This is a genomic window from Lentzea fradiae, assembly GCF_900100955.1.
Classification (GTDB): domain Bacteria; phylum Actinomycetota; class Actinomycetes; order Mycobacteriales; family Pseudonocardiaceae; genus Lentzea; species Lentzea fradiae.
In genome coordinates this window covers 95,373-120,622 of the sequence record NZ_FNCC01000008.1, presented here as the reverse complement: position 1 = coordinate 120,622, position 25,250 = coordinate 95,373, and the positions used below count along the sequence as shown (strand labels likewise).

Sequence of the window (25,250 nt, the reverse complement as noted above, 5' to 3'; positions counted from 1 at the left end):
GGAAAGCGCTTTCCCGCCACGCTAATCGCGGTGCTTCGCGGACGTCAACCTCCTGCCGAGCTAGTCTCAGCGCTCACATGCGTGTTCGACGGAGGTGGTCGTGTCCGCCCGACAGGTGACGCTCGCCGAGGTGGCGAAGCAGGCGGGTGTGTCGTTGGCGACCGCGTCACGGGTGCTCAACGGCAGCACCCGGCAGGTGAGCGGCGACCTCAGCGACCGCGTGCTGCGCACCGCCGAGGAGCTCGGCTACGTGCCCAACGCGTCGGCGCAGGCGCTGGCCCGCAACTCCAGCTCGCTCGTCGGACTCGTCGTGCACGACATCACCGACCCGTACTTCTCGTGCATCGCGGCGGGGGTGACGCGGGTGGCCGAGGAGGCCGGGCTCGTCGTCGTGCTCGGCACGACGGGGCGCCGTCCCGAGCGCGAGGCCGAGCTGCTGTCCACGCTGCGCGCGCACCGGGCCCGCGCGGTCGTGCTCGCCGGCTCGCGGACCACGGACCGGGCGGCGCAGGCGCGGCTCGCGGCGGAGATCGACGCGTTCACCGAGCAGGGCGGGCGGGTCGCGTGCGTGTCGCAGGCGAAGCTCGGCACCGACACGGTCGTGCCCGGCAACCGGGCGGGAGGCAGGGCGCTCGCCCGCGCGCTCGCCGAGCTGGGGCACAAGAGGTTCGCCGTGCTGGGCGGTCCGCCCGAGCTGGTGGTGGCGCGCGACCGGCTGGCCGGGTTCAAGGCGGGCCTCGCCGACGCCGGGATCGCCCCGCCGGTCGTGATCGGCGGAGCCTTCACCCGCGACGGCGGCTACGAGGCCGCGCTGGAGCTGCTCGCCGCGAAGACCCGCGCCACCTGCGTGTTCGCCGTGACCGACGTCATGGCGATGGGCGCGATGGCCGCGCTGCGCGAACGGGGCGTGCGGGTGCCGGAGGACATGGCGATCGCCGGGTTCGACGACATCCCGACGCTGCGCGACACCGTCCCCGCCCTGTCGACCGTGCGGCTGCCGCTGGAGGAGATGGGCGAGATCGCCGCGGGTCTCGTGCTCGACACCGGGCGTGACGAGGCCCGCACCGTCCGGGTGGCGGGTGAGGTGGTGCTGCGCGCCTCGACTGGGCAGAATTGACTGGCCATCGATTAGGCTTGTCGGGCTGTACACGTACCTGAGTCACGAGGAGTTGAGCCGTCCCCATGGGGTCTGGCCCAGGCTGGCATACCAACCCGGTCGCCCGTTCTGACGGAGCGCGCAGGTGACCGGAATCCTCTTGAGCGTGCTCGGTCTGGTCGCCGTCGTGGCGCTGACCGCGGGCACCTTCATCGCGGTGGCGGCGGAGTTCTCGCTGACCGCGCTGGAACGCAGCACCGTCGAGCGGCACCTCGCCGAGGTGGGCGACGCGAAGGCGCGCACCATCGACCGTGCTCATCGGACGTTGTCCTTCCAGCTCTCCGGCGCTCAGCTCGCCATCACGCTGACCACGCTCATCACCGGCTACATCGCGGAGCCCGCGATCGCGTCGCTGATCAAGCCGGGCCTGACGGCGGTGAACGTGCCGGAGTCGGTCGCCTCCTGGCTGTCGCTCGCGCTGGCGCTCGCCATCGCCACGGCGTTGTCGATGGTGTTCGGCGAGCTGGTGCCGAAGAACCTGGCGATCGCGAAGCCGCTCGAGACCGCGCGCGGGGTCGTCAGCGTGCAGGCGGGGTTCTCCACCGTCTTCCGCTGGCTGATCCACGCCATGAACAACTCGGCGAACTGGCTGGTCAGACGCTTCGGCGTGGAACCGGTCGAGGAGCTCGCGTCCGCCCGCTCCCCCGAGGAGCTGGGCGCGCTGGTGCGCACGTCGGCCGAGCACGGCACGCTGGACCAGGGCACCGCGGTGCTGCTGGACCGGTCGCTGCGCTTCGGCGACCGCACGGCGGGCGAGCTGATGACGCCGCGAGTGCGGGTGGAGGCGCTGCGGGCCGACGCGACCGTGGCGGACCTCGTGCTGAAGGCGCGGGAGACCGGTTTCTCGCGGTTCCCGGTGCACGACGGCTCGCTGGACGACGTGCGGGGCATCGTGCACGTCAAGCAGGCGTTCGCCGTTCCGTCCGCTTTGCGCGGTTCGACCCCGTTGTCCGCCTTGACCCGCCCGGTGTACTCGGTGCCCGAGACGCTGGAGGGTGACGCGCTGCTCGACCGGCTGCGCGCGTCCGGCCTGCAGACGGCGCTCGTCGTGGACGAGTACGGCGGCACGGCGGGCATGGTGACGCTGGAGGACGTCGTCGAGGAGATCGTCGGCGACGTGCGCGACGAGCACGACCGGCGCGAGGCCCCGCCCGTGCGGTCGCTGGGCAAGGGCAGCTGGCTCGTGTCCGGCCTGCTGCGCGACGACGAGGTGGCCGAGGCCACCGGGTTCCGGATGCCGGAGGGCGACTACGAGACCCTGGCCGGCCTGGTGCTGGCGCGGCTCGGGCGCATCCCCGACGTCGGCGACGAGATCCGGGTCGACGACTGGCGGGTGACGGTGACGCGGATGGACCGGCACCGCGTGGCCGAGCTGAGGGTGGTGACGTCGTGAACTTCCTGGTTGTGCTGTTGCTGCTCGCGGGCAACGCCTTCTTCGTCGGCGCGGAGTTCGCGGTGATCACCGCCCGCCGCGACCGGCTGGAGGCGTTGGCGGACAAGGGGTCCTCGCGGGCCCGCACCGCCATCAAGGCGTCGCAGGAGCTGCCGCTGCTGATCGCGGGCGCGCAGCTGGGCATCACGCTGTGCTCGCTGGGCCTGGGCGCCATCGCCGAACCGGCGCTGGCGTCCGTCCTGGAAGGACCGCTCGGCGCCGTCGGGCTGCCGGTGGCCGTGGTGCACGGCGTGGCGTTCGCGGTGGCGCTGGTCATCGTCGTCGCGCTGCACACGATCCTCGGCGAGATGGTGCCGAAGAACCTGGCGATCGCCGGTCCCGAGCGGGCGGCGGTCTGGCTGGTGCCGGTGCACTACGGGTTCTCGCGGATGATCGCGCCGGTGCTGGCCGGGTTCACCGCCGTGGGCCGGTGGGTGCTGCGGCGCTTCGACGTGGAGCCGGTGGACGAGCTGGAGTCGGCCTACACGCCCGACGAGCTGTCGCTGCTGATCGGCCAGTCGCGGTCGGAGGGCCTGCTGGAGGACTCCGAGCACCGGCGGCTGACGCAGACGCTGTCCTCGGCCCAGCGCACGGTGGCCGACGTGCTCGTGCCGCTGGACCGGCTGACCACGGTGTCGGCGTCACCGACCGTCGGGGAGATCGAGTCCGTCGTCGCGACGACCGGTTTCTCCCGGTTCCCCGTGCTGTCCGAGGGCAGCCTGATCGGGTACCTGCACGTCAAGGACGTGCTGGACCTGGAGGGCGCGGAGACGCTCGTGCCGCGGTCGCGGGTGCGGGGCCTGCCGGACGTACCGGCGGACGCGCACCTGGACGAGGCGCTGGCCGCACTGCGCCGCGCCCAGTCGCACCTCGCGCGCGCCGTGTCGGCGGACGGCACGGTGCTGGGCGCGGTGGCGCTGGAGGACCTGCTGGAGGAGTACGTGGGCACCGTGCGCGACGGCACCCACGTGCGCTGGGTCTAGGCGGCGGGCGTCAGGAGGCCAGCGAGGCTTTGACGGCACGGGTGGTGTCGTCGGCCAGCACCTCGTCGTCGCCGTTCTCGATGGCCCGCAGCACCTGCGCGACCAGGTCCTCGGTGGTGATCTTGGGCCCGGTCTGCGCCGCCGCCATGTCGGTGTCGATGAACGCCGAGTGCACCGCGATGACCTGCGTGCCCTGCTCGCGCAGGCCCTCCCTGGCCGACCTGGTGAGCGACCACGCCGCCGCCTTCGAGGACGCGTAGCCGCGCCAGGCGGGGCGGCCCAGCCAGGCCGCGATGCTCAGGACGTTGACGAGCACGCCGCCGCCGTTGACCTTGAGGACGGGCGCGAAGGCGTCGGTCATCCGGACGATGCCGAACACGTTGACGTCGTACTCGGCCTTGATGCTGCCGACGTCCTCGCCCGCGAGCAGGACGCCCGCGTTGTTGATGACGATCGTGACGTCGCCCAGCTCCTTCGCCACCGCTTCGACCTGCGCGTCGTCGGTCACGTCGAGGTGGACGGGAATGACGTCCGGGTCCTCGACGGACGCCGGGTTGCGGGCACCCGCGTACACCTTGGCGCCGCGCTTCGCGAACTCCGCGGCGAACGTGCGGCCCAGACCGCGGTTGGCACCGGTCACCAGCACGACTGCCTTGCTGAAGTCCATCACTACCTCCTGAGTTGGATTCTCAAACTTACCATAGCGCCGTCGGTTGGATAATCCAACTCACTGCTAGGATGGTCACATGGCACCGCGAACCTGCTCGATCGCGAACGCGCTGGAGGTCGTCGGCGAACGCTGGTCGCTGCTCGCGCTGCGCGAGGTCTTCCTCGGCAACGGTCGCTTCGACCAGATCGCCGCGCACACCGGGGCGTCGCGCGACGTCCTCACCGTGCGGCTGAAGAAGCTGGTCGCGGCCGGTGTCCTGGAGAAGCGGCAGTACTCCGACCACCCGCCGCGCCACGAGTACGTCCTCACGGACACCGGACGCGCGCTGCACAACGTGCTGCTGATGCTCAAGGAGTGGGGCGACACGTACGTGACGGAGGGGCCCCTCCCGCTCGTGTGGGAGCACTCGTGCGGCCACGTGCTGGAACCGCGCGTCGTGTGCGCGGCGTGCGGCGAGGAGGCGACGCGGGAGTCACTGGTGAGGGCGTCCGACCAGCCGACCCACTAAGTTGTGCAGCATGAGCGAGGACGACGAGGACGAGTTCGCCGAGGACGACGACTTCGAGGACGAGGACGACGTCGACGACCTCTTCGCCGTCACGCCCGAACCGCGCACCGTCTGCCACCTGTGCGGGGGTGCGAGCTACATCGCCGCGCCGACGCTCGCGATCATCAGCGGCACGCCCAGGACCGTGGACAACGGCCGGGAGTGCCCGCACTGCAGCGGCGCGCGGACGTTCACGGGACTGGTCCCGCCGCTTTAGCCTCGCGCCGTCCGGTACTCGGCGACCGCGGCGGCCTTGCTCTGCACCATGCGCGTACGGTAGTCGCTCGTGGAGGTCTTGACCCGTGCCGAATGGCACGACCTGCGCGACTCGCACGTCGCGCGCATGCGCCGCTTCACCGGCCCGCACCAGGAGCGGAAGCTGCGCAAGGAGAAGCACCCGGTCATGGACTTCCTCTTCACCTACTACAGCCACCGGCCCGTGCGGCTCGAACGCTGGCACCCCGGACCGGGCGTCGTGCTGGAGGACGCGGCCGAGTACCTCGCGTTCCCGCACTACAAGCAGGTCGACGCGGGCGTCACGCTGGACGTGGAGAGCTTCTTCGCCCAGCGCGAGAAGACGCTGCGGTTCGTCCAGGCGCTGCTCACCGCCACGTTGAGCCGACCGGCGCGGCTCGGCTGCTTCGGGCTGCACGAATGGGCGATGGTCTACCGGCAGCAGCCGGAGGAGGTCCGGCACAACGCGTGGCCGTTGCGCCTGGGCAGCGGCGGGACCGACGCGGTGGTCGAGGCGAGCAGGATCCAGTGCGGCCACTTCGACGCGTTCCGGTTCTTCACGCCGCCCGCACGGCCGCGCAACACCCTGCTGCCGACGCGCGAGGACCAGGTGCTCAACGAGCAGCCGGGCTGTCTCCACGCCAACATGGACCTGTTCAAGTGGGGTTATAAGCTGGAGCCCGCGACGCCGTCCTCGCTGGTCGCCGACTGCTTCGAGCTGGCGGTGGACGTGCGCGAGCTGGACATGCGGGCGTCCCCGTACGACCTGGCCGGGCTGGGCTACGAGCCGGTGCCGATCGAGACGCCGGAGGGGCGTGCCGAGTACGTCCGCCGGCAGTCCGTCTTCGCCGATCGGGCGAAGCCGTTGCGAGAACGGCTCGTGTCCGTGTGCGAGTCGATACTTCGAGTGACTTCACTTCGCTGACGAGGTTCACCTGTTAGCGTGACTCGCTGGTCGTCGGGGGCCGCTGAGTAGTTGTGAGGGATCGATGTCTCGACACCGCGCGCTGCGGGCGAAGGTGCGTCGCGGGATCGCCAAGTGGCCTGTGCTGATCGTCGTGTTCGTCGTGCTGATCGGCCTCGGCTGGGCGGTGCTGGCGTGGGCCGGTGACGTGCTGAACAAGCGGTCGCAGGCGCTCGCGCAGAACTGCAGCGAGGGCGACTCGGTGCTGCGCGTCTCGGCCACGCCGAGCATCGCGGAGGCCGTGGCGGACGTCGCGCGCGCCTATGCCGCGACCAGGCCCGTCGTCTACGACCACTGCATCGCGATCGAGGTGGTCTCCGCCGACTCGTCGATGGTCCTGGACGGCCTCACCACGACGTGGGACGAGGAGAAGCTCGGCCAGCGGCCGCACGCGTGGGTGCCCGACTCGACGCTGTGGGCCACCCGGCTCTCGGCGCTCGACGCGAAGCTGGTCGGGTCGGCCCCGAAGTCCGTCGGCACCTCCCCCGTGCTGCTCGCCGCCCCCGAGGCCGCGGCGCCGGTGCTCAAGGACTTCCGCTGGACCGAGATGCCCGACGTCACCGACTGGACGAAGTTCGGCACGGACTGGGGCCGGTTCAGCGTCGCCATGCCCGACCCGGCCACGAACACGGCCTCCGCGCTCGCGATCCAGTCCGCGCTGGCCGACGGCACGGGTCCGGTGACGGCGGAGTCGCTCGGCTCGGAGGCGGCGAAGGCGAAGCTGACGAAGCTCGCGGCCGCCGTGCCGCCGGAGGTGCCGGCGACGACCCGCGACGCGTTGCGGCGCCTGGGTGACAGCGCGACGGTGAACGCGGCGGGCTTCTCCGTGACGCCGGTGTCCGAAGTGGACCTGTTCCGGCACAACACGGGCAAGGACGCCCCGTCGAAGCCGCTCGTGGGCGTGCTGCCCGCGGGACCGGCACCGGTGGCGGACTTCCCGTACGTGCCGCTCGGCGGACCCGAGGTCGGCGAGGCGGAGGTCCGTGCGGCGCAGGCGTTCCGCGAGTTCATGACCGAACCGGGGTCGCAGAAGATCCTGGCGGGCGGCGGCCTGCGGGTGGAGTCCACTCAGGACCGCCCGACGCCGTCGCCCGGCGTGTCCTGGCCCGCCGTGACCGAGCACCTGGTGCCCGCCGACGCGACGACGACGCAGCAGATCTCCTCGGCGTGGGCGTCCGCGGACCGCGGCGGCCAGGTCGTGACGGTGCTGGCGGACGTGTCGACGTCGATGAAACCCCGGCTGGACAAGGTGAAGGCGGCCCTGCGCGGCCAGGTCGACAGGTCGGTGTCCGGCTCGTTCGGGCTGTGGGAGTTCGCGCGGTCCCTCGACGGCGCCAAGCCGTACCGGCAGCTCGTCGGCACCGGTCCCGTGGCGGAGAAGCGCGACGCGCTGCGGCGGGCCGTCGACGGCCTCAAGACCAGCGAGGGCTCGCAGCTCTACTCCGCGCTCGCGGCCTGCTACGAGGCCGCGCACGACGGCTACGTGGCGGGGCGGATCAACCGGGTCGTGGTGATCACCGACAGCCCGTCCGACGGCGGCATCGACCTCGACGAGCTGAAGTCGCGGCTGCACGGGACGGACCTCGCGGTCAGCTTCATCGCGATCGGCGACGAGGTGGACAAGGCGGCGCTGACCGAGATCGCGCAGATCACCGGCGGTTCGGTGTCGGTGGTGGAGAACGTGGACGGCGTGGAGACCGCGCTCGGCCAGGTGCTGTCGACGAACGGCTGACGCGCGATCTTTGTCGGACCTCGCCACTAGAATTGATTTTGGGGGTACCCGGCCAGGCCCGTGTGTGTGTAGCGCGGCCGTAGGGAACCACGGTGGTGTGTCGCTCGTTTCGCACCACGTGGACCCCGCCCGGATCTTGCTGGCATCGCTGCCGTTCGCCGGTCATGCCCACCCGATGGCCGCGCTGTCGCACGAGCTCGTCGCGCGCGGTCACGACGTCGTGGTGCACACGGGGGCCAAGTACCGGCACCTGTTCGGGGACGTCGAGCAGCTGCCCTGGTCGCGGGACTTCGACGACGCCCGGCTGGCCGAGACCTTCCCCGCCGTCGGCGACGGCAAGGGCGTGCGGGCCAACCTCGCCAACGTCCGCGACGTGCTGGTGGGCACGGGCGCCGCCCAGGCGCGGGACGTGCTGGCGACCGAGTTCGACCTCGTCGTCACCGACCACCTGGCGTTCGGGGCGGCGATGGCGGCCGAGCTGCGGCAGGTGCCGTGGGCGACGGTCGCGGTGACGCCGCTCGTCACCAGCGGGTCGCTGCTGCGGGCGCTGTCGACGTTCACGGCCGACCCGATGTTCAACCGGATGCGCGCGGAGGCGGGGCTGGGGCCGAAGGCCGGTGCGCTGGAGGCGTTCTACTCGCCGGACCTCGTGGTGGCGCAGGGGGTTCCGGCGCTGGAGCCCGCGCGGACGCCGCCGCAGGTGCGGTTCGTCGGGCGGCTGACGACACCGCCGTCCGCGGCCACGCCCGAGTGGTGGGGCGACCTCGACGGCAGGACCGTCGTGCACGTGACCCAGGGGACGCTGGAGACCGGGGCGGGCGACCTGCTCAGACCCGCGGTCGAGGCGCTCGCCGGGCACGACGCGCTGGTCGTCTGCACCACCGGCGGTGCGCCGCCGGAAGTCCTGGGGCCGGTGCCGGACAACGTGCGGGTGGCCGCGTTCATCCCCCACGACCTGCTGCTGGCGCGCACCGACGTGATGATCACCAACGGCGGGTGGGGCGGGGTGCTCGCCGCACTGGAGGCCGGTGTGCCGCTCGTGGTGGTGCCGGGGGCGCTGGACAAGCCGCAGGTGGCGCGGCGGGTCGCGCAGTCGGGCGCCGGGATCGTGAAGAAGCGGCCGACCGACCTCGGGAAGGCCGTCGACCGGGTGCTCTCGGAGCCGCGCCACCGGGAACGTGCCCGCGCGCTCGGGCGGGACATCAGGGCGGCCGGTGGCGCGGCCGTGGCGGCGGATCTGGTGGAGGACCTGCTCAGGCGTCGTTGAACTCGTCGGGGTCCGGGCCGGTGCGGGTGCCGTTGTCGAGCTCGTCGATGACCGTCATGTCGTCGGGGGCCAGCTCGAAGTCGAAGATGTCGATGTTCTCCTTCACCCGGTACGGGGTGACGGACTTCGGGATCACGACGATGCCCGACTGGACGTGCCAGCGCAGCACGATCTGCGCCGGGGTCTTGCCGTACTTGTCGGCCAGCGCGGTCAGGTCGGGGTTGCGCAGCAGCGCGCCCTGCGCCAGCGGCGACCACGCCTCGGTGACGATGCGATGGGTGGCGTGGACCTTGCGCATCTCCTTCTGCTGCAGCAACGGGTGCAGCTCGATCTGGTTCACCGCCGGGGTGGTCGGGAACTCGTCGAACAGCCGCTGCAGGTGCGCCGTGTGGAAGTTGGAGACGCCGATGGCGCGCACCCGGCCGTCGGCGTGGAGCTGTTCCAGCGCGCGCCACGTCTCGGCGTACAGGTCGCGTGCGGGAGTCGGCCAGTGGATGAGGTAGAGGTCCAGCACGTCGCGGCGCAGCCGGCCCATGCTCGCGTCGAACGCGCGCAGCGTCGAGTCGTAGCCCTGGTCGGAGTTCCCCAGCTTGGTCGTGATGAACACGTCGGGGACGCCGGCGGTCGCGTCGCCGACGCCGGACTCGTTGCGGTAGGCGGCGGCCGTGTCGATGCTGCGGTAGCCCGCCTCGAGGGCGGTCGTGACCGCACCGGCCACCTGGTCCTCCGGCACCTGGAAGACGCCGAAGCCGAGTTGGGGGATCCGTACTCCGTTGTTCAACGAGATCAGCGGAACCATGCGGGTAGCTTCGCACCGTTGTAGACGTCCTGCATCGCCTCCAGTGTTTCGACCAGCTCACGACGCAGCTCCGCCGGCGCGAGGACCTCCACGTCCGCGCCGAACTTGAGCAGGTCGGCCAGGGCGTGCCGGGCCGACTCGGTCGGGAAGCCGAACTCCTCGCCCGGCCGCGGCGCCCTCTCCCGGATGACCCGCGCCTGGTGGCCGCTCAGCAGGTACTGGGCCTTCGCGAGCCCCGCGGCGGACATCCGGACGGTGACGCGCTCGCCGTACATGCGGGCCTCGAACCGTTCGGACCACTCCGCCCAGTACCGGGCGAGGTCGAAGTCCGCGGGACGGTCGAACGTCTCCCCGGTGACCTCCAGGCGCTGGACGCGGGACACCCGGTAGGTGCGGCCACTGCCGACGAAGTACCAGGTGCCCGCCTTGAGGACCAGGCCGTACGGGTCGGTCTCGCGTTCCACGACCTCGTTGCCCCAGCGCAGGTACGTCATCCGCACGCGGTGCTGCTCCCAGACGGCGCCGGCGATCGCGGCCAGGTGCTCGGCGGGCTCGTCGCCGCGGAACCACGACGGGGTGTCGAGGTGGAAGCGGCGGCGGATCTGCTCGGCCTGGTCGCGCAGCCCGGCCGGCAGCGCGGCGAGGAGCTTGAGCTGCGCGGCGGCGGCGAACTCGGCGAGCCCCAGCTCGGCGGCGGGACCGGGCAGCCCGGCGAGGAACAGCGACCGCGCCTCGCCGGAGGTGAGCCCGGTGAGGCGGGTGCGGTAGCCGTCGAGCAGCCGGTAGCCGCCGGACGGGCCACGGTCGCCGTAGACGGGGACGCCCGCGGCGCTCAGCGAGTCGATGTCGCGGTAGACCGTGCGCGGCGAGACCTCCAGCTCGGCGGCGAGCTCGTCGGCCGTCATCCGGCCCCTCGACTGGAGGAGCAGGAGCACCTGGAGCAGGCGGCTGGACTTCACCGCCCCAACCTGACACGAACTGTCAGGAATTGCCAGCACAGTGGTCCCCATGAAGGCAACGGGAACGATCGCGGTGAAGAGCTGGGACGAGAAGACCTGGGACGGCCGTCCCTACCAGGAGGTCGAGGGGCGCAAGCTGACCGAGGCGCACGTCGAGTTCTCCTACAGCGGTGACGTCAGCGGTACCGGCAGCTGCCGGTACCTCATGTACTACGCCGACGACGTGGCGTGGACGACCGCGATCGAGGAGGTCGTCACGGACGAGGGATCGCTGGTGCTGCGGCACGTCGGCGCCTACCGGTCCTCGGTGGAGGGTTCGGTCGAGGTCGTCGACGGCACCGGGCGCTACCGGAACGCCAAAGGTGCGGTGACGATCGAGTGGGCGGAGGATGGCAGCGGCACCTATGCGCTGGAGTACGAGGTCTGAGCCGATGACCAACGCCCCCACCTACCTCGCGGCCAAGCAGCGGATCACCGCGCTGGTCGCGCACGCCGACCCGCACACCCCGGTGGCGGCGACGCCCGGCTGGTCGGTCAAGGACGTGGTGGCGCACCTCGCCGGTGGTCTGCGCGACTTCGCCGACCACCGGTCCGACGGGGTGGAGTCGGGCGAGTGGGGCGAACGGCAGGTGCGCGACCGCCGGGGCAACTCGCTGGAGGACGCGTTCGCCGAGTGGGACGCGAACCTGGAGCGGGCGGAGCCGCTGTTCGACTCCCCGCTGGGGCCGGTGCTCGTGTCCGAGGTGGTCGCGCACGAGCACGACCTCCGCACGGCTCTGGGCGTGCCCGGCGACCGCGGTGGCGTCGAGGTGCGGGCCGCGCTGGTGCGACCGTTGCAGGAGATCGACCAGCGGATGCGGGAGAACGACGTGCCCGCGCTGCGGGTCGTGCTGGAGCACGGCGACCGGGTGCTCGGCCACGGCGACCCCGCCGGGACGGTGCGCACGACGTCGTTCGAGCTGCTGCGGGCCATCGGCGGGCGCCGGTCGGCCGACCAGATCCGGGCGCTGGACTGGGAGGGCGATCCGGACGTGTGGATCTCCTCGCTGGCGTTGTCCGGACGCCTTCGCGCGGAGCCGTTCGAGGAGTAGCTCGCCGTCGCGGGTGAGACGATCTGGCGCGTGTCGGACGAACAACTGTGTCAGCGGTGCGGTGAACCAGTGGAGCTCGACCGGGAGGACTTCGAGCTGTTCGAGCGGATGCACCCGGACTGCTTCCACCTCGCGTTCGAGCACGACGTCGTGAAGCCGGGTGCCCGCGAGGACGAGGACTGCGGCGACCCGGCCTGCCCCAACGGGGCCTGAGAAGCCGGGAACGGGCGCACCCCCGAGTGCGCCCGTTCCCCCGTGAGCCGGCTCAGCTGCTGTAGGCGGAGAGCGGCGGGCAGGAGCAGACCAGGTTGCGGTCGCCCTTGGCGCCGTCGATGCGGCGGACCGGCGGCCAGATCTTCGGGGCCGCGGTGCCGGCCGGGTAGACGGCCTCCTCGCGGGTGTACGGGTGGTTCCACTCGCCCGCGGTCACGCAGGCCGCCGTGTGCGGGGCGTTGCGCAGCGGGTTGTCGTCCACCGGCCACTCGCCCGCGCCGACGCGGTCGATCTCGCCCTTGATGGCGATCATGGCGTCGATGAACCTGTCGATCTCGCCGAGGTCCTCCGACTCGGTCGGCTCGACCATCAGGGTGCCCGCGACCGGGAACGACATCGTCGGGGCGTGCAGGCCGTAGTCCGCCAGGCGCTTGGCCACGTCGTCCACCGTCACGCCGGTGGCCTTGGTGATGCCGCGCAGGTCGAGGATGCACTCGTGGGCCACGAAGCCGCCCTCGCCGGTGTAGAGGACCGGGTAGTGCTCGTCCAGCCGCCGCGCCACGTAGTTCGCGGCCGCCACGGCGGTCAGGGTCGCGCGGCGCAGGCCGTCGCCGCCCATCATCCGCACGTAGGCCCACGAGATCGGCAGGATCGACGCGGAGCCCCACGGGGCGGCCGAGATCGGGCCGACGCCGGTCTCGGGGCCCGCGGTGGGCTGCAGCGGGTGGTTCGGCAGGAACGGGGCGAGGTGGGAGCGGACGCCGATCGGGCCGACGCCGGGGCCACCGCCGCCGTGCGGGATGCAGAACGTCTTGTGCAGGTTCAGGTGCGAGACGTCCGAGCCGAACTTGCCGTAGCGGGCGAGGCCGATGAGGGCGTTGAGGTTCGCGCCGTCGACGTACACCTGGCCGCCCGCGTCGTGGACCAGGCCGCAGACCTCGCGGACGGTGTCCTCGTACACGCCGTGGGTCGACGGGTAGGTGATCATGATCGCGGCGAGGTCGTCGGCGTGCTCTGCGACCGTGGAGCGCAGGTGGCCCATGTCGATGTTGCCCTTGTCGTCGCACTTCACGACGACGACGCGCATGCCGGCCATGACGGCGGACGCGGCGTTGGTGCCGTGGGCGGACGACGGGATCAGGCAGACGTCGCGGTCGGCGTCGCCGTTGGCGCGGTGGTAGGCGCGGATCGCGAGCAGACCGGCGAACTCACCCTGCGACCCGGCGTTGGGCTGCAGCGACACGGCGTCGTAGCCGGTGACCTCGGCGAGCCAGGTCTCCAGGTCCTCGATGATCGTGAGCAGGCCCTTCGCGTCCTCCGCGGGGGCGAACGGGTGCAGGCCGGAGAACTCCGGCCACGTGATGGGCTCCATCTCCGCGGTGGCGTTCAGCTTCATCGTGCAGGAGCCGAGCGGGATCATGCTGCGGTCCAGCGCGACGTCCTTGTCGGACAGCGCGCGCAGGTAGCGCAGCAGCGCCGTCTCGGAGCGGTGCGAGTGGAACACCGGGTGGGTCAGGTAGTCCGACGTGCGGCGCAGGTCGGACGGGATGCCGTCGGCGGTGTCGGCGTCGATGGCGTCCACGTCGGCGCCGGTGACGCCGAACGCCTCCCACACGGCGATGACGTGGGCGCGGGTGGTCTTCTCGTCGCAGGCGATCGCCACGACGTCGTCGTCGGCCTTGCGGAGGTTGATACCGGCCGCGCGGGCCTTCTCGACGACCGCGGCGGCCTCGCCGGGCACGCGCACCTCGACGGTGTCGAAGAACTCGCCGTGCACGACCTCCAGCCCGGCCTCGCACAGGCCCGTGGCGAGCACGGTGGCCAGACGGTGCACGCGGGTCGCGATGGCGCGCAGGCCCTCGGGGCCGTGGTAGACGGCGTACATGGACGCGATCACGGCCAGCAGCACCTGCGCGGTGCAGATGTTGGACGTGGCCTTCTCGCGGCGGATGTGCTGCTCGCGGGTCTGCAGGGCCAGGCGGTAGGCCAGGGAGCCGTCGGAGTCGACGGAGACGCCCACGAGACGGCCGGGCAGCTGGCGCTCCAGGCCGGAGCGGACGGCCATGTAGCCCGCGTGCGGACCGCCGAAGCCGATCGGCACGCCGAAGCGCTGGGTGGTGCCGACGACGACGTCCGCGCCGATCTCGCCGGGCGGGCGCAGCAGCGTGAGGGCGAGCAGGTCGGCGGCCACGACGGCCTGCGCACCGGCCGCGTGGATCTCCTCGACCAGCGCGGCCTGGTCCCGCACCACACCGGACGCGCCGGGGTAGGACAGCAGCACGCCGAAGAAGTCGCCGCCGAGGCCCAGTCCCTCGATGCCCTGCGACAGGTCCGCGACGACGATCTCGATGCCGAGCGGCTCGGCGCGCGTCTCGATGACGGCGAGCGTCTGCGGCAGCGTGTCGGCGTCCACGACGAACTTGTCCGACTTGGACTTGCCCGCGCGGCGCACGAGCGTCATGGCCTCGGCGGCGGCGGTCGACTCGTCGAGCATCGACGCGTTCGCGACGGGCAGGCCGGTCAGGTCGCCGACCATCGTCTGGAAGTTGAGCAGCGCCTCCAGACGGCCCTGCGAGATCTCGGGCTGGTACGGCGTGTAGGCGGTGTACCAGGCTGGCGACTCCAGGACGTTGCGCAGGATGACGCCCGGCGTGACGGTGTCGTAGTAGCCCAGGCCGATCATCTGCGTCATCGGCCGGTTCTGGGCCGCGAGGGCGCGCAGCTCGGCGAGAGCCTCGGTCTCGGTGGCCGGGGCGGGCAGGTCCAGCACGAGGTCTCGCTCGTGGATGGACGACGGCACCGCGCGCTGGGCCAGCTCCTCCAGCGACCCGACGCCGATGACGTCGAGGATGCGCGCGAGCTCGGCGGGCCGCGGACCGACGTGGCGGTCGGCGAACGGGGTGCCGTGCTCGAGAGCGGCGAGCGGAATGCGGTCCTGCGTCATCAAACGCCTCCGGGGGCTGCGGGCACACGTGTCCTGGCGCCCTCCCCGCTCTGTCCGTACCCCGAAGGGCGCCTGAGAGGTTCACCCGCTGTGGCAGCGGGCTTTCACCGTCGGCGGGACCCCCTCGCGGGGCTCCACTTTCCAGAGGCGTCTCGCTCGGGCGGTCCTGGATGCCTGAGAGGTTCCCGGGGAGGGACTTGCTCCTTCGGCGCCGGGTTCGGTGCCCCGGTCTCTCCCGCCTGAGTTCAGCGACTACCCGCGAAGAATACCCGCAGGCAGCCCCGCCAGTCGCCACAGACGCGACCTACGTCTCAGCTCCGAGACCGGCGAGCGCGCCGCGCAGCGGGTCGAACGGGTCGTCGCGCAGCGCGAGGAGCAGGTGCTCGGTGCCCACGACCTCGTCCCCGCGGCGGACCGCGGTGAGCTTCGCGCCCTCGATGGCGCGGTCGACGTCGGCGCCGGTGGAGACCACGGGCAGCGCGGCGACGTCCACGCCCGCGTCGCGCAGGATCTCCGCGCCGCGCGAGGCGAACTCCGGCTTGAGCCGCTTGCCCGCCTTGGCGAGCTGGTGGTCGATGCTCAGCACGGCGGCGACCAGGTCGCGTGCGGTGGGGTCCTCCCGCCCGGCGGCGACGGCGTGCCGTTCGGCCTCGTGGCGGACGATCGTGAGCACGGGACTGCCCAGGCCGCGGCCGCGCACGATGAGCTTCGTCAGCCAGTTCACGTACCCGCCGCCGGTCTCGCCCTCCAGCGCCCCGGTCTTGTGCATCAGCCACATCGCGGGTGACTCCTCCGGCTCGCAGGCCGCCCGCACGGCCCGCGCCGTTGCCTCGGCGTCCACGTACCGCAGGGTCATCAGCTCCGCGGACAGCGCCGAGTCGAGCGACAGCAGGGCGAGCGCGAGGTGGGTCGTCGTCAGCACGTCGTCGCCTGCTTCGGCAAGCGCGGTACTCAGGCACCGGTCGAGCGCGCCGCTGACCGGCAGCAGAGTTTCGACGCCCGCGTGGTGGTGGGCGGTGTGGATCAGCGCCATGACGTCGCGGCCCGGTTCCGCGACACCGCCGTCGTCACCGAACCAGTGGGTAGTCCCGCGGGCCATGGCCTGGGGTAACAGCGACTGGACGTCGAGCTTGCGGCCGGGACCGCGGGAGTTCGCGAGGGAGATCAGCAGGTTCTCGGTGCCGATGCGGCCGAAACCCAGCCGGGAAGCCCGCTTCACTGCTTCCGAGAGAACCTTGGTGGCCTGGCGGGAAGGTGTGGGGATCATGGCGGAGACGCTAGGCAGCGGCACCGCTCCCGCGCTTCTGCCAGTCGTCCAGCCCACCGTGGCCGGGTGGCCACGAAGATCGGACGAAGGTCTCAGCCGGTGGCCCGTTCGCGCCGCCGCCGGGTCAGCTCGTCCTCGCTCGCGGGGGCGACCTCCAGGCCGTCCGCGCGTTCGGACGGGAACTCGTGGATCGTGCCGCTGATCTCGCGCATCGCACCGCTCACCGCGATGCCGAACACGCCCTGGCCGCCTTGCAGCAGGTCGACGACCTCCTCCGGCGACGTGCACTCGTACACCGTCGTGCCGTCGGAGAAGAGCGTGATCTTCGCGAGGTCCTGCACGCCGCGGCGGCGCAGGTGGTCGACGGCCACCCTGATGTTCTGCAGCGAGACACCGGTGTCCAGCAGCCGCTTCACGACCTTGAGGACCAGGATGTCCTTGAACGAGTACAACCGCTGGCTGCCGGAACCGTGCGCCATCCGCACCGTCGGGGCGACGAGACCGGTGCGGGCCCAGTAGTCGAGCTGCCGGTACGTGATGCCCGCTATCTGACACGCGGCGGGACCCCGGTACCCGACGAGCTCGTCCGGCAGCGAGGAGTCCGGGAACAGTTCACCCTGCTGCCCGGATCCGGCCCTCAAGGGCGCTTCCTCGACCACGCCTGCCTCCCCTCGCGAACGGCCACGAAACTCGATGGCCGTCAAGCCGCCACGTCAGCTCGCGCGAACCGGCGACGTCCACTCTCATCCGACGGTAAGACCGGTCCGAGGGCAGGTCAACGCGACGCGCGGGGAGTGTCGACCCTCAACCTCAAGGTGAGGGTCAGACCGTCACCCGAAGTAGGACGTTCAGGTGACGTTTAGTGATCGTTTAGCGGGAGGATGCCGCCGGAAGTAGCCCGGTGGAGCGACCTGCGAACAGGGTACATCGGCGGCTGATGAGACGGAGAGCGACAGTGGTCTCCGTGTCGGTGTTTACGTGTCCGCTCCGCGGAAGTCTTCAGGAGACACCGAGTCGAGGAACTCGCGGAACTTCTCCACCTCGTCCTCCTGCTCGTCCGGGATGATGAGGCCCGCCTCGGCCAGCACGGACTCCTCCGCGTGGATCGGCACCCCCACCCGCAGCGCCAGCGCCACCGAGTCCGAGGGCCGCGCGGACACCCGCACGTCGCCGTCGAACACGAGCTCGGCGAAGAACGTGCCCTCCTGCAGGTCGGTGATCCGCACCTGCTCCAGGTTGCGGCCCAGCGCGCCGATGACGTCCTTGAGGAGGTCGTGCGTCAGCGGCCTGGCCGGGCGGACGCCCTGCTGTTCGAGAGCGATCGCCGTGGCCTCGACGGAGCCGATCCAGATCGGCAGGTACCGCTCACCCTCGGTTTCGCGGAGCAGGAGGATCGGCTGGTTCTGGGGCAGCTCCACCCGGACGCCCACGACGCGCATCTCACTCATCGGGTCTCGCCTCCCTCTGACTCGTTGGGGAGTACCCGGTTCGTCTCCGAGCATCCCCCGGCGTATGCGTTCGACGCTACCCGCCAAGCGGGCCGTGTGCTCAATCGTTGCCGGTGGAACGTGATCAAGATGATTGCCGCAGACCCGCTCTCACCAACAACGTGTGCAACGAGGTGAACAGGCCGGCCAATTCCCTGACCGTCCCGGGATCCGAGAAAGACCTGAGCGCGACCACCTCGTGGTCGGCCGCGGCCCTGACCGCGCGCAGGTGCTCGCGCTCGACGCCGAGTCCGGTCATGGTCCGGATCGTGCGGAGCGCGGTGAGGTCGTCGGCGGTGAAGCGGCCCTCGGGGCCGGGGCGCAGCAGGCCGTCGCGTTCCAGCTGGGAGAGCTGCTCGGCGTCCATCCCGGTGCCGGCCAGCAGGTCGGCGCGCGTCACGGGGGCGCAGGCGGCGGGTTCCGCGTCGAGCTGGTCGCGGATCACCCGCAGCGGCAGGTGCCGGTCGCGCTGGACGGACAGCACGAACCGCAGCCGCTCGACGTCCGCCTCGGCGAACTGGCGGTAGCCCGCGGCGGTGCGTGCCGGGCGGACCAGCCCTTCCGCTTCCAGGAAGCGGATCTTGGAGATGGTCACGTCGGGGAACTCGGGGCGAAGCCGTTCGAGCACCGCCCCGATGCTCAGAACCCCGCGTCGTGGCCGCCCGGCCGTCACGCGTCAGGCTCCCGAGGAGCCAGGACCCGTCAGGAAGACGAGGCGGAACTTGCCGATCTGGACCTCGTCGCCGTTCGCGAGGACGGCCTGGTCGACCGGCTCGCGGTTGACGTAGGTGCCGTTGAGGCTGCCGACGTCGATGACGACGAACTCGCCGCCCTCCCGGCGGAACTCGGCGTGGCGGCGCGAGACCGTCACGTCGTCCAGGAAGATGTCGCTGTCGGGGTGGCGCCCGGCGCTCGTCGTGTCGCGGTCCAGCAGGAACCGGGAACCGGCGTTCGGGCCGCGCTTCACCACGAGCAGCGCGGAACCGGCGGGAAGGGCGTCCACGCCGGCAACGGCCGGCTCCTGGGCGGGCGCCTCGGCGCCGCCCTCCATCTCCTGGAGGAAGTCCGCCCGGAAGACGGAGGTCCGCTCCGGGGACTGCTCCGGCGGAACGCCTGGGCCGTCGTTCGTGCTCACCTGAGCTCTCCTCCTGCTGCTGGATCCGTCACTTCCGGTAAAACTTATCGCGTCCGAGTCGCCACCCTCAGCGCGGCTCCCCTTCCGGCCGAAGATCCGGCGAAAGATCGACGTCACTCCTTCTCCACCAACGCCTGGTACGCCTCCGAGTCGAGCAGGCTCCCCACCGCGTCCGGGTCGGCCACGCGGAGCTCGACCATCCAGCCCTCGCCGTAGGGGTCGCTGTTCACCAGGTCCGGCGCCTGCACCAGCGAGTCGTTGACCGCGGTGACCTCACCCTGGAGCGGGGAGAAGAGGTCGGAGACGCTCTTGGTGGACTCGACCTCGCCGAACGTGTCGCCGGCGGCGACGGTGTGGCCGACCTCGGGCAGCTGGACGAAGACGACGTCACCGAGCTGTTCCTGGGCGTAGTCGGTGATGCCGACGCGCACGGTGTCCTCGCCGGTGGCGAGAACCCACTCGTGCTCCTCGGTGTAGCGAAGCTCCTCGGGAATCAACTGACTGCGCTCCTCGTGCTGAACCTGTATGGGGTGATCTTTTCACGCGACCGTGCGAGGTGTGACCCGCAGGGCCAGGAAGAACTGGTAGACGTACAGCAGCGCCGACCACAGGTAGAGCGCCCCGCCCCAGGCCGTGAACGCGTAGGCGAACGGCTGGGCCGCCTGCGACCAGCCGGAGTCGCCCTGCGCGAGCAGCAGCAGGGGGAAGGCGTACAACAGGTTGAAGGTCGCGGCCTTGCCGAGGTAGGTCACCTCGAACGTGCCCCAGCCGCGCCGCCGCAGGACGAGCAGGCAGAGGCCGACGACGACCTCGCGCCCGACCAGCACCAGCGCGATCCACAGCGGCACGATGTCCCTGATCACGAACGCCAGCAGCGTGCAGAACACGTAGAGGCGGTCGGCGGCGGGATCGAGCAGCGCGCCCAGCTTGCTCATCTGGTCGAGCCAGCGCGCGAGCTTGCCGTCCAGCCAGTCGGAGAGCCCCGCGAAGACGAGGACGAGCAGCGCCCAGCCGTCCGCGCGGGGTCCGAGCAACAGGTACAGGAAGAGCGGGACACCGGCCAGCCGCAGCACGCTGAGCAGGTTCGGAACGGTCAGCAGGCGATCAGCCGGGTCACGCACACCCGCACTCTAAACGAGTGGCCGCGCACGGGCTGCCGGATGGCGTCACGGCAGGCGGTGCGTCAGGTCGCGGGTGTTCGTTTCCTCCAGGTGAACTCAGGCGGTGCGGGTGAGGCTCCAGCCGCGGCGCTGCATCTCGGCACCGGTGAGGGCGTGCGGGCGGCCTCTGTCGTCGCGGCCGACCCAGCGGGCGTGGAAACCCTCGAGCACGTACGCGTGACCCCTGCTCCACACCACGCTGCACGGCGTGGTGGGCAGCTCTCCGGCCTGCGGCTCGGTCTCCGTGGCGGTTCTCATCTCAGTCCTTCCGTGACATCAGGGATGTCGTGAACCGGGGCTCCGGCGTTATCCCTGCACACGAATGGTGAAGGACTGTGGTTCAGAACACGTGTCCTGTTCGGGTCCTCGGCGTTAACTGGGCCGAACGGCGCGCCGAGCTGTTCGGACCCGAAGCGCGGCGGAAGACCAGATGATTGCCGGTGCAACCGTTCGTCGTACGCCGATGACCGCACGGCGTCGGGGTCTCATAGGCCCGGCGGGTCACCGGGAGCACCCGATCGATCGGGTGAGTTCGCACGTTTGAGCCAACCATTGTCCGGGTACAGGTGACTCGACCTGTCCTGTCGGGCGGTTCCCCCGTACGGTGGGGCCGCAGCGGTTGAGCCAGCAGCCGCGTCGGGGCCGCTGCGGTGGCGGTTCCCTGTTTTGCGAGAGGGAGTACATCGGTGACTGTGCAGGACCCGCGAGCGGATCAGACCATCGAGCTGTCGGTCGGGCAGCCGGCGCCCGGTGTCACGGTGCTCGCCGTGTCCGGTGAGGTCGACATGGTGTCCGCGCCCACGCTGCGCGACGCTCTCGTGAACGGCCTCGGCGACGGCGGCACCTTCGTGGTGGACATGACCGGCGTGACGTTCCTCGGCTCCGCCGGGCTGGCGGTGCTGGTCGAGGCCGCGCGCCTGGCCCAGAAGGGCGGCACGGCGCTCAAGGTGGTCGCGAAGGCCCGCGCCGTGACGCGGCCGCTGGAGGCGACCGGGCTCGGCGAGGTGCTCAGCGTGAGCGACTCGGTCGACGCGGCACTGGGCGGCTGACGCACGGCTACCACCGGACCACGAGGCGGTTCCCCGCCGCCCGCAACGCCTCGGCGACGTCGTGGAGTGCCCGGTCCAGCCCGCTCGTCTCCTCACCGGTCGCGGTGAGGTCGACGGTGAGCGGCACGGTGCCGCCCCTGGCGGCCGTCGTGAGGGCCCGCCTCAAGGCGGGACCCGCGTCGGCGGGCACGTTCCCCCGCACGACCGCTACGACGCCGGAGGAGGTCTCGTGGACCCGCACGTCGCACTCCAGCGGGCTGCGGGACGCGGGCACGGCCGGCGCCGGGGCACGGCGCAGGTGCACGGTCGTGCCGTTCGCGCTGCGGTCTATCTCGACGGAGTCCACGCTCTCCCTCATGAGCAGGAGTCCACGCCCCCGCATCGTGAGCGCGGGAGGCGGCACGCGCCACCGCCCGTGGTCGGTCACGTCGACCAGGACGGAGCCGTCGTGCTCGAAGCAGGCCCGCACTTCCACGGTGCCGCGCTCGGGACCGGGGTAGGCGTGCTCCACGGAGTTGTTGACCGCTTCGCTGACGGCGAGAACGAGGTCGCTCGCCTCGTCCTCGCCGACACCGCTCTTCTCCAGCCATTCGCGGAGCCGGCTCCTCACGGGTGCCACCTCGTGCGCGTCCGCCGGGAAGCGGAGGTCCAGGAAGTCCTCGTGCACCAGCACAGTTCTCCTCCCAGTGCTCCTTCTTGCTTCCACCGGCTGTTTTCCCTGGAATACGCACCAATACACGTGTGAAAAGAGATCGATTCGGGTACGGCAACGATGTGCCGGCCTTCAGCAGAACGGACTACGAGGTGGGTGTGACGCAATTGTCAGGGGTCGAACTGCGGATGGCCGCGGATCCCACGCAGCTGTCGATCGTGCGAGCGGTCGCGGCGGACATCGCGATGCGGCAGGACTTCGACCTCGACTCGATCGAGGACCTGAAGCTCGCCGTCGACGAGACGTGCTCGACGCTGATCACGCTGGCGGCGCAGGACGCGGTGCTCAGCTGTCACTTCGCGGTGGACGACCGCGGCGCGGTGCACGTGTCGGCCAAGGTCGCCACCAAGGCGGCGTCGGGACCGGACGAGAACAGCTTCGGCTGGCGCGTGCTGACCGCGCTCGTGGACTCGGTGGAGACCAGGATCGAGGAAGCCGAAGGGTCCGTGGTCCACATCGGCCTCGTGAAGTCCACGGCAGGGGCGGTGGATGCGTGACCGGGGCGGAGGAGACGACCACGACGACGAAGCCGGACGAGGAGTCGTCGGCGACGACGTCGTCGTCCAAGGGCGGTGACTACGACCACCTGGCCCCGCTGTTCGCGGAGCTCGCGGTCACCCCGGCCGGTCCCAAGCGGGAGTCGCTGCGCGACAGGCTCGTGACCGAGCACCTGCCGGTCGCCCAGCACATCGCGCGCAGGTTCGGCCACCGCGGCGAGCCGCACGAGGACCTCGTGCAGGTGGCGACGGTGGGCCTGATCAACGCCGTCGACCGGTTCGACCCGGACCGCGGCAGCGACTTCCTGTCGTTCGCGGTGCCGACGATCATGGGTGAGGTCCGGAAGTACTTCCGCGACTCCAGCTGGTCGGTGCGCATGCCCAGACGGCTCAAGGAGCTGCACCTGGCGATCAACGCGGGCACCTCGCGCCTGTCGCAGTCGCTCGGGCGCGCGCCCACCCCGTCGGAGCTCGCCGAGCACCTGGGGATGACCAGGGAAGAGATCCACGAGGGGCTCGCGGCGGGCAACGCCTACCAGAGCGCGTCACTCGACGACATGCTGATGTCGGAGGACTCGTCCATCTCGCTGGGCAGCACGATCGGCGAGGAAGACCCCGAGATCGCCATGATCGAGCAGCGCGAGGCGTTGCACCCGCTCCTGCAGAAGCTGCCGGAGCGGGAGCGCAAGATCGTGATCATGAGGTTCTTCGGCAACATGACGCAGACCCAGATCGCGCAGAAGGTCGGGATCTCGCAGATGCACGTGTCCCGCCTCCTGGCGAAGACGCTGCGTCAGCTGCGGGACGTGCTGGAGGAGTAACGCTCGGAGGAGTGCCCGGAAGAGCGGGCACGGAGACGGCGCCGGGCCGCGTTGATGATCTGGCGCCGTTCGTCCTCCCCCATGCCGCCCCACACGCCGTACGGCTCCTGGGCCTCGAGCGCGTGGGAGCGGCACTGCGCGAGCACGGGGCAGTTCCCGCAGATCGCCTTGGCCTTCTCCTCCCGTGCCGCCCGCGCGTAGCCGCGTTCGTTGTCGGGGTGGAAGAAGACAGCGCTGTTCTGCCCTCGGCACAGCCCTGCCATCTGCCAGTCCCACACGTCGGTGACCGGCTTGGGCAGACGGGTGGTGCAGGTCATCGCGACTCCCTGATGCTGGGCGGAAAGAGTTGCGATCACTGCGTACCTCTGCTGAGGCGGGGGTAAACCTCTTACAACCTTTCCGGTGCACCGATTCCCAGGAGAGACAGTCCCAGCGTGAGCACCCGTGACGTGAGCGTGAGCAGGTGCAGCCGCGAGTCCTGCAGCTCCTGCGTCTCGGCCGTCGCCACCGGACAGTTGTTGTAGAACGTCGAGAACGCCGTGGCCGTCTCGAACAGGTAGTTCGTCAGCTTGTGCGGCGCGAGCTCGTCGACGGCCGCCTGGAACGCCGTGGACAGCTGCAGCAGCTTCAGCGCGAGGTCGCGCTCGGCCTGTTCCCGCAGCACCAGAGGCGCGTCCGCGGCGGGCGTGCGGCCGACCTTGCGGCCGATCGACAGGATCCTGGCGTTGGCGTACTGGATGTACACCGACGTGTCGCCCGTCGTCGCGAGCATCTTCTCCCAGGTGAAGACGTAGTCCTTGTCCCGGTCGTTGGACAGGTCCGCGTACTTCACGGCGCCCAGACCGATCGTCCTGGCGAGCGCTTCCTTCTCCGCACCGTCCACTTCGGACGTCTCGGGCATCACCTTGTAGGAGTTCTCGACCGCCTCGGTCAGCAGGTCGATGAGCTTGATGGTGCCGCCGGCCCTGGTGCGGATGGTCTTGCCGTCGGCACCGAGGATCGTGCCGAAGCCGACGTGCACGGCCGAGTGCGCGTCGTCGAGCCAGCCGGCCTGCTTCGACGTCGCGAAGATCATCTGGAAGTGCTGCGCCTGCGGCGAGCCGACCACGTAGATCAGGTCGTCGACCTCGCGGTCGCGCACCCAGTACCGGACCGTCGCGAAGTCGGTGGTGGCGTAGCCGTAGCCGCCGTCGCTCTTGCGCACGATCAGCGGCAGCCGGTCGCCCTCGCGGTTGGTGAAGCCGGGCGGGAACACGCACAGCGCGCCGTCGCTGACCTCGACGAGGCCCTTCTGCTGCAGCTCGGTGATCGTGTCCGCGAGGTAGGGGTTGTAGAAGCTCTCGCCGTAGTTGTCCTCGGCGGTGAGCCCGATCCCGAGCATCTCGTAGACCTGGTTGAAGTGCCGCTGCGACTCCCCGACGAGCTCGCGCCACAGCGCGAGCGTCTCCTCGTCGCCGCCTTGCAGCAGCACGACCCGCCGGCGGGCCCTGTCGGCGAAGCCCGGCTCGTTGTCGAACTTCTGCCTGGCCTGCTGGTAGAACGCGTTGAGGTCGCCGATCTGGTGGTCGGCACCGCGGCCGAGGTCGGTGAGGTGCTCGATGAGCATGCCGAACGGCGTGCCCCAGTCACCGAGGTGGTTGTGCGGGACGACCTCGTGGCCCGCGAAGCTCAGCAGCCTGCGCAGCGCGTCGCCGATGATGGTCGACCGCAGGTGGCCGACGTGCATCTCCTTGGCCACGTTGGGGCTGCTGTAGTCGATGGCGACGCGGCGAGGTGCGGGCGTGGCCGGCACGCCGAGCCGGTCGTCGCCGAGCAGCTTCGCCGTCTCGGCCTCCAGCCACTCGCGGCGCAGCCTCAGGTTGATGAAGCCGGGCCCGGCGATCTCGGGCTGCTCGACCGCGTCCGCCGCGTCGAGGTGCTCGACGATCAGGCCGGCGACCTCGCGCGGGTTCCTGCCGACCTTCTTGGCGAGGCTCATCGCCACGTTGCACTGGTAGTCGGCACCGTCTCGGTTGGACGGTCGGATCAGCGCTTCCTCCGCGGTGATGTCCACGTCCAGAGCGGCGCGCAAGGCGTCCGCGACCCGCTGGCCCAGTTCGAGCCCGACATCTCCACGCAGCACTGAACACAC

General features: G+C 71.0%; 29 protein-coding genes and 1 riboswitch. Of the genes, 14 read left to right on the top strand and 15 right to left on the bottom strand.

The genetic code is table 11. The features are described 5' to 3' along the window. Positions 1 to 100 precede the first annotated feature (100 nt). The 3 genes from BLT23_RS20070 (at position 101) to BLT23_RS20060 (ending at position 3,571) form a co-directional block, all read left to right on the top strand. Positions 101 to 1,117, top strand: coding sequence for a LacI family DNA-binding transcriptional regulator (locus tag BLT23_RS20070; protein ID WP_090051627.1), 1,017 nt, complete (start codon positions 101 to 103; stop codon positions 1,115 to 1,117). Positions 1,118 to 1,241: 124 nt separating this feature from the next. Next, positions 1,242 to 2,549: a hemolysin family protein gene (locus BLT23_RS20065; protein WP_090051338.1), complete on the top strand. Its 1,308-nt coding sequence runs from the start codon at positions 1,242 to 1,244 to the stop codon at positions 2,547 to 2,549. Further along, complete coding sequence (locus BLT23_RS20060; RefSeq protein ID WP_090051337.1) at positions 2,546 to 3,571, top strand: hemolysin family protein; 1,026 nt, start codon at positions 2,546 to 2,548, stop codon at positions 3,569 to 3,571. The genes BLT23_RS20065 and BLT23_RS20060 overlap by 4 nt, the downstream gene beginning before the upstream one ends. Positions 3,572 to 3,581: 10 nt before the next feature. Here BLT23_RS20060 and BLT23_RS20055 read toward each other — a convergent pair whose 3' ends face one another. Then, on the bottom strand, positions 3,582 to 4,238 hold the full coding sequence (locus tag BLT23_RS20055) for an SDR family oxidoreductase (RefSeq protein ID WP_090051336.1): 657 nt from the start codon (positions 4,236 to 4,238) through the stop codon (positions 3,582 to 3,584). A gap of 79 nt (positions 4,239 to 4,317) precedes the next feature. Between BLT23_RS20055 and BLT23_RS20050 the strand changes: the two genes are divergently transcribed. From BLT23_RS20050 to BLT23_RS20030, 5 genes are all read left to right on the top strand, one after another. Next, positions 4,318 to 4,749, top strand: coding sequence for a winged helix-turn-helix transcriptional regulator (locus tag BLT23_RS20050; RefSeq protein ID WP_090051335.1), 432 nt, complete (start codon positions 4,318 to 4,320; stop codon positions 4,747 to 4,749). 10 nt (positions 4,750 to 4,759) lie between these two features. After that, positions 4,760 to 5,005 carry a hypothetical protein gene (locus BLT23_RS20045; protein ID WP_090051334.1) on the top strand — a complete coding sequence of 82 codons (246 nt, stop codon included), beginning with the start codon at positions 4,760 to 4,762 and terminating at the stop codon, positions 5,003 to 5,005. Positions 5,006 to 5,074: 69 nt separating this feature from the next. Beyond that, complete coding sequence (locus BLT23_RS20040; RefSeq protein WP_090051333.1) at positions 5,075 to 5,947, top strand: 3-methyladenine DNA glycosylase; 873 nt, start codon at positions 5,075 to 5,077, stop codon at positions 5,945 to 5,947. A gap of 64 nt (positions 5,948 to 6,011) precedes the next feature. Then, positions 6,012 to 7,718, top strand: coding sequence for a substrate-binding domain-containing protein (locus tag BLT23_RS20035; protein WP_090051332.1), 1,707 nt, complete (start codon positions 6,012 to 6,014; stop codon positions 7,716 to 7,718). A gap of 97 nt (positions 7,719 to 7,815) precedes the next feature. After that, complete coding sequence (locus BLT23_RS20030) at positions 7,816 to 8,985, top strand: glycosyltransferase (RefSeq protein ID WP_090051331.1); 1,170 nt, start codon at positions 7,816 to 7,818, stop codon at positions 8,983 to 8,985. Here the strand turns inward: BLT23_RS20030 and BLT23_RS20025 are convergent. Both BLT23_RS20025 and BLT23_RS20020 read right to left on the bottom strand, forming a co-directional pair. Beyond that, positions 8,972 to 9,784 (bottom strand): aldo/keto reductase, encoded by an 813-nt coding sequence (locus BLT23_RS20025; protein WP_090051330.1) that lies wholly within the window; start codon positions 9,782 to 9,784, stop codon positions 8,972 to 8,974. The two genes, BLT23_RS20030 and BLT23_RS20025, sit on opposite strands and share 14 nt — an antisense overlap. Next, entirely contained in the window at positions 9,772 to 10,743 is a 972-nt protein-coding gene (locus BLT23_RS20020; RefSeq protein WP_090051329.1) for a helix-turn-helix transcriptional regulator, read from the bottom strand. The genes BLT23_RS20025 and BLT23_RS20020 overlap by 13 nt, the downstream gene beginning before the upstream one ends. Positions 10,744 to 10,792: 49 nt before the next feature. Between BLT23_RS20020 and BLT23_RS20015 the strand changes: the two genes are divergently transcribed. The 3 genes from BLT23_RS20015 to BLT23_RS40820 all read left to right on the top strand — a co-directional run bounded on the left by BLT23_RS20015 (position 10,793) and on the right by BLT23_RS40820 (position 12,047). Beyond that, positions 10,793 to 11,170: a DUF3224 domain-containing protein gene (locus BLT23_RS20015; RefSeq protein WP_090051328.1), complete on the top strand. Its 378-nt coding sequence runs from the start codon at positions 10,793 to 10,795 to the stop codon at positions 11,168 to 11,170. Positions 11,171 to 11,174: 4 nt separating this feature from the next. Next, on the top strand, positions 11,175 to 11,834 hold the full coding sequence (locus BLT23_RS20010) for a maleylpyruvate isomerase family mycothiol-dependent enzyme (RefSeq protein WP_090051327.1): 660 nt from the start codon (positions 11,175 to 11,177) through the stop codon (positions 11,832 to 11,834). A 69-nt stretch (positions 11,835 to 11,903) separates the two neighbouring features. Next, positions 11,904 to 12,047: a hypothetical protein gene (locus BLT23_RS40820; RefSeq protein WP_176946833.1), complete on the top strand. Its 144-nt coding sequence runs from the start codon at positions 11,904 to 11,906 to the stop codon at positions 12,045 to 12,047. 52 nt (positions 12,048 to 12,099) lie between these two features. On the opposite strand, the gene gcvP is transcribed toward BLT23_RS40820, so the two are convergent. The 9 genes from gcvP to BLT23_RS19965 form a co-directional block, all read right to left on the bottom strand. Next, positions 12,100 to 14,991 (bottom strand): aminomethyl-transferring glycine dehydrogenase, encoded by a 2,892-nt coding sequence (gene gcvP, locus BLT23_RS20005; RefSeq protein ID WP_090051326.1) that lies wholly within the window; start codon positions 14,989 to 14,991, stop codon positions 12,100 to 12,102. A 151-nt stretch (positions 14,992 to 15,142) separates the two neighbouring features. Continuing rightward, positions 15,143 to 15,239, bottom strand: a riboswitch (glycine riboswitch). Positions 15,240 to 15,295: 56 nt separating this feature from the next. Next, on the bottom strand, positions 15,296 to 16,258 hold the full coding sequence (locus BLT23_RS20000) for a Clp protease N-terminal domain-containing protein (RefSeq protein WP_090051325.1): 963 nt from the start codon (positions 16,256 to 16,258) through the stop codon (positions 15,296 to 15,298). Between the two features lie 92 nt (positions 16,259 to 16,350). Continuing rightward, positions 16,351 to 16,917: a MerR family transcriptional regulator gene (locus BLT23_RS19995; RefSeq protein WP_090051324.1), complete on the bottom strand. Its 567-nt coding sequence runs from the start codon at positions 16,915 to 16,917 to the stop codon at positions 16,351 to 16,353. Between the two features lie 315 nt (positions 16,918 to 17,232). After that, positions 17,233 to 17,706: a bifunctional nuclease family protein gene (locus BLT23_RS19990; protein ID WP_030468959.1), complete on the bottom strand. Its 474-nt coding sequence runs from the start codon at positions 17,704 to 17,706 to the stop codon at positions 17,233 to 17,235. A 124-nt stretch (positions 17,707 to 17,830) separates the two neighbouring features. Then, the gene (locus BLT23_RS19985) at positions 17,831 to 18,388 is read right to left on the bottom strand and encodes a MerR family transcriptional regulator (RefSeq protein ID WP_090051626.1); all 558 of its coding nucleotides are present in this window, start codon (positions 18,386 to 18,388) and stop codon (positions 17,831 to 17,833) included. 33 nt (positions 18,389 to 18,421) lie between these two features. Beyond that, entirely contained in the window at positions 18,422 to 18,880 is a 459-nt protein-coding gene (gene garA, locus BLT23_RS19980; RefSeq protein ID WP_090051323.1) for a glycogen accumulation regulator GarA, read from the bottom strand. Between the two features lie 113 nt (positions 18,881 to 18,993). Continuing rightward, positions 18,994 to 19,377, bottom strand: coding sequence for a glycine cleavage system protein GcvH (gcvH, locus tag BLT23_RS19975; protein WP_090051322.1), 384 nt, complete (start codon positions 19,375 to 19,377; stop codon positions 18,994 to 18,996). A gap of 42 nt (positions 19,378 to 19,419) precedes the next feature. After that, complete coding sequence (clsA, locus tag BLT23_RS19970) at positions 19,420 to 20,001, bottom strand: cardiolipin synthase ClsA (protein WP_090051321.1); 582 nt, start codon at positions 19,999 to 20,001, stop codon at positions 19,420 to 19,422. Positions 20,002 to 20,097: 96 nt separating this feature from the next. Beyond that, entirely contained in the window at positions 20,098 to 20,298 is a 201-nt protein-coding gene (locus BLT23_RS19965; protein WP_090051320.1) for a hypothetical protein, read from the bottom strand. A 428-nt stretch (positions 20,299 to 20,726) separates the two neighbouring features. Between BLT23_RS19965 and BLT23_RS19960 the strand changes: the two genes are divergently transcribed. After that, on the top strand, positions 20,727 to 21,089 hold the full coding sequence (locus tag BLT23_RS19960; RefSeq protein ID WP_245744056.1) for an STAS domain-containing protein: 363 nt from the start codon (positions 20,727 to 20,729) through the stop codon (positions 21,087 to 21,089). Between the two features lie 7 nt (positions 21,090 to 21,096). Here BLT23_RS19960 and BLT23_RS19955 read toward each other — a convergent pair whose 3' ends face one another. Continuing rightward, entirely contained in the window at positions 21,097 to 21,762 is a 666-nt protein-coding gene (locus tag BLT23_RS19955) for an ATP-binding protein (protein WP_143035984.1), read from the bottom strand. Between the two features lie 137 nt (positions 21,763 to 21,899). On the opposite strand from BLT23_RS19955, the gene BLT23_RS19950 reads away from it, so the two are divergent. Together BLT23_RS19950 and BLT23_RS19945 are read left to right on the top strand one after the other, a co-directional pair. Then, positions 21,900 to 22,298 (top strand): ATP-binding protein, encoded by a 399-nt coding sequence (locus tag BLT23_RS19950; RefSeq protein WP_245744055.1) that lies wholly within the window; start codon positions 21,900 to 21,902, stop codon positions 22,296 to 22,298. Then, positions 22,295 to 23,119 carry a SigB/SigF/SigG family RNA polymerase sigma factor gene (locus BLT23_RS19945; protein ID WP_090051317.1) on the top strand — a complete coding sequence of 275 codons (825 nt, stop codon included), beginning with the start codon at positions 22,295 to 22,297 and terminating at the stop codon, positions 23,117 to 23,119. Before BLT23_RS19950 ends, BLT23_RS19945 begins: the two co-directional genes overlap by 4 nt. Here the strand turns inward: BLT23_RS19945 and BLT23_RS19940 are convergent. Together BLT23_RS19940 and argS are read right to left on the bottom strand one after the other, a co-directional pair. Beyond that, a complete protein-coding gene (locus BLT23_RS19940; RefSeq protein WP_090051316.1) occupies positions 23,092 to 23,436 on the bottom strand; it encodes a WhiB family transcriptional regulator in 345 nt (114 codons plus the stop codon). The genes BLT23_RS19945 and BLT23_RS19940 overlap by 28 nt on opposite strands. 71 nt (positions 23,437 to 23,507) lie before the next feature. Continuing rightward, a complete protein-coding gene (gene argS / locus BLT23_RS19935; RefSeq protein ID WP_090051315.1) occupies positions 23,508 to 25,241 on the bottom strand; it encodes an arginine--tRNA ligase in 1,734 nt (577 codons plus the stop codon). Positions 25,242 to 25,250 lie beyond the last annotated feature (9 nt).

Coding starts and splice junctions, on each gene's coding strand:
- BLT23_RS20015 (WP_090051328.1), top strand. CDS start 10,793: ATGAAGGCAACGGGAACGATCGCGGTGAAGAGCTGGGACGAGAAGACC.
- BLT23_RS20025 (WP_090051330.1), bottom strand. CDS start 9,784: ATGGTTCCGCTGATCTCGTTGAACAACGGAGTACGGATCCCCCAACTC.
- BLT23_RS20000 (WP_090051325.1), bottom strand. CDS start 16,258: ATGATCCCCACACCTTCCCGCCAGGCCACCAAGGTTCTCTCGGAAGCA.
- BLT23_RS19940 (WP_090051316.1), bottom strand. CDS start 23,436: ATGACCTGCACCACCCGTCTGCCCAAGCCGGTCACCGACGTGTGGGAC.
- gcvP (WP_090051326.1), bottom strand. CDS start 14,991: ATGACGCAGGACCGCATTCCGCTCGCCGCTCTCGAGCACGGCACCCCG.
- BLT23_RS20010 (WP_090051327.1), top strand. CDS start 11,175: ATGACCAACGCCCCCACCTACCTCGCGGCCAAGCAGCGGATCACCGCG.
- BLT23_RS20055 (WP_090051336.1), bottom strand. CDS start 4,238: ATGGACTTCAGCAAGGCAGTCGTGCTGGTGACCGGTGCCAACCGCGGT.
- BLT23_RS19990 (WP_030468959.1), bottom strand. CDS start 17,706: ATGAGTGAGATGCGCGTCGTGGGCGTCCGGGTGGAGCTGCCCCAGAAC.
- BLT23_RS20050 (WP_090051335.1), top strand. CDS start 4,318: ATGGCACCGCGAACCTGCTCGATCGCGAACGCGCTGGAGGTCGTCGGC.
- BLT23_RS19965 (WP_090051320.1), bottom strand. CDS start 20,298: ATGAGAACCGCCACGGAGACCGAGCCGCAGGCCGGAGAGCTGCCCACC.
- BLT23_RS20035 (WP_090051332.1), top strand. CDS start 6,012: ATGTCTCGACACCGCGCGCTGCGGGCGAAGGTGCGTCGCGGGATCGCC.
- BLT23_RS20045 (WP_090051334.1), top strand. CDS start 4,760: ATGAGCGAGGACGACGAGGACGAGTTCGCCGAGGACGACGACTTCGAG.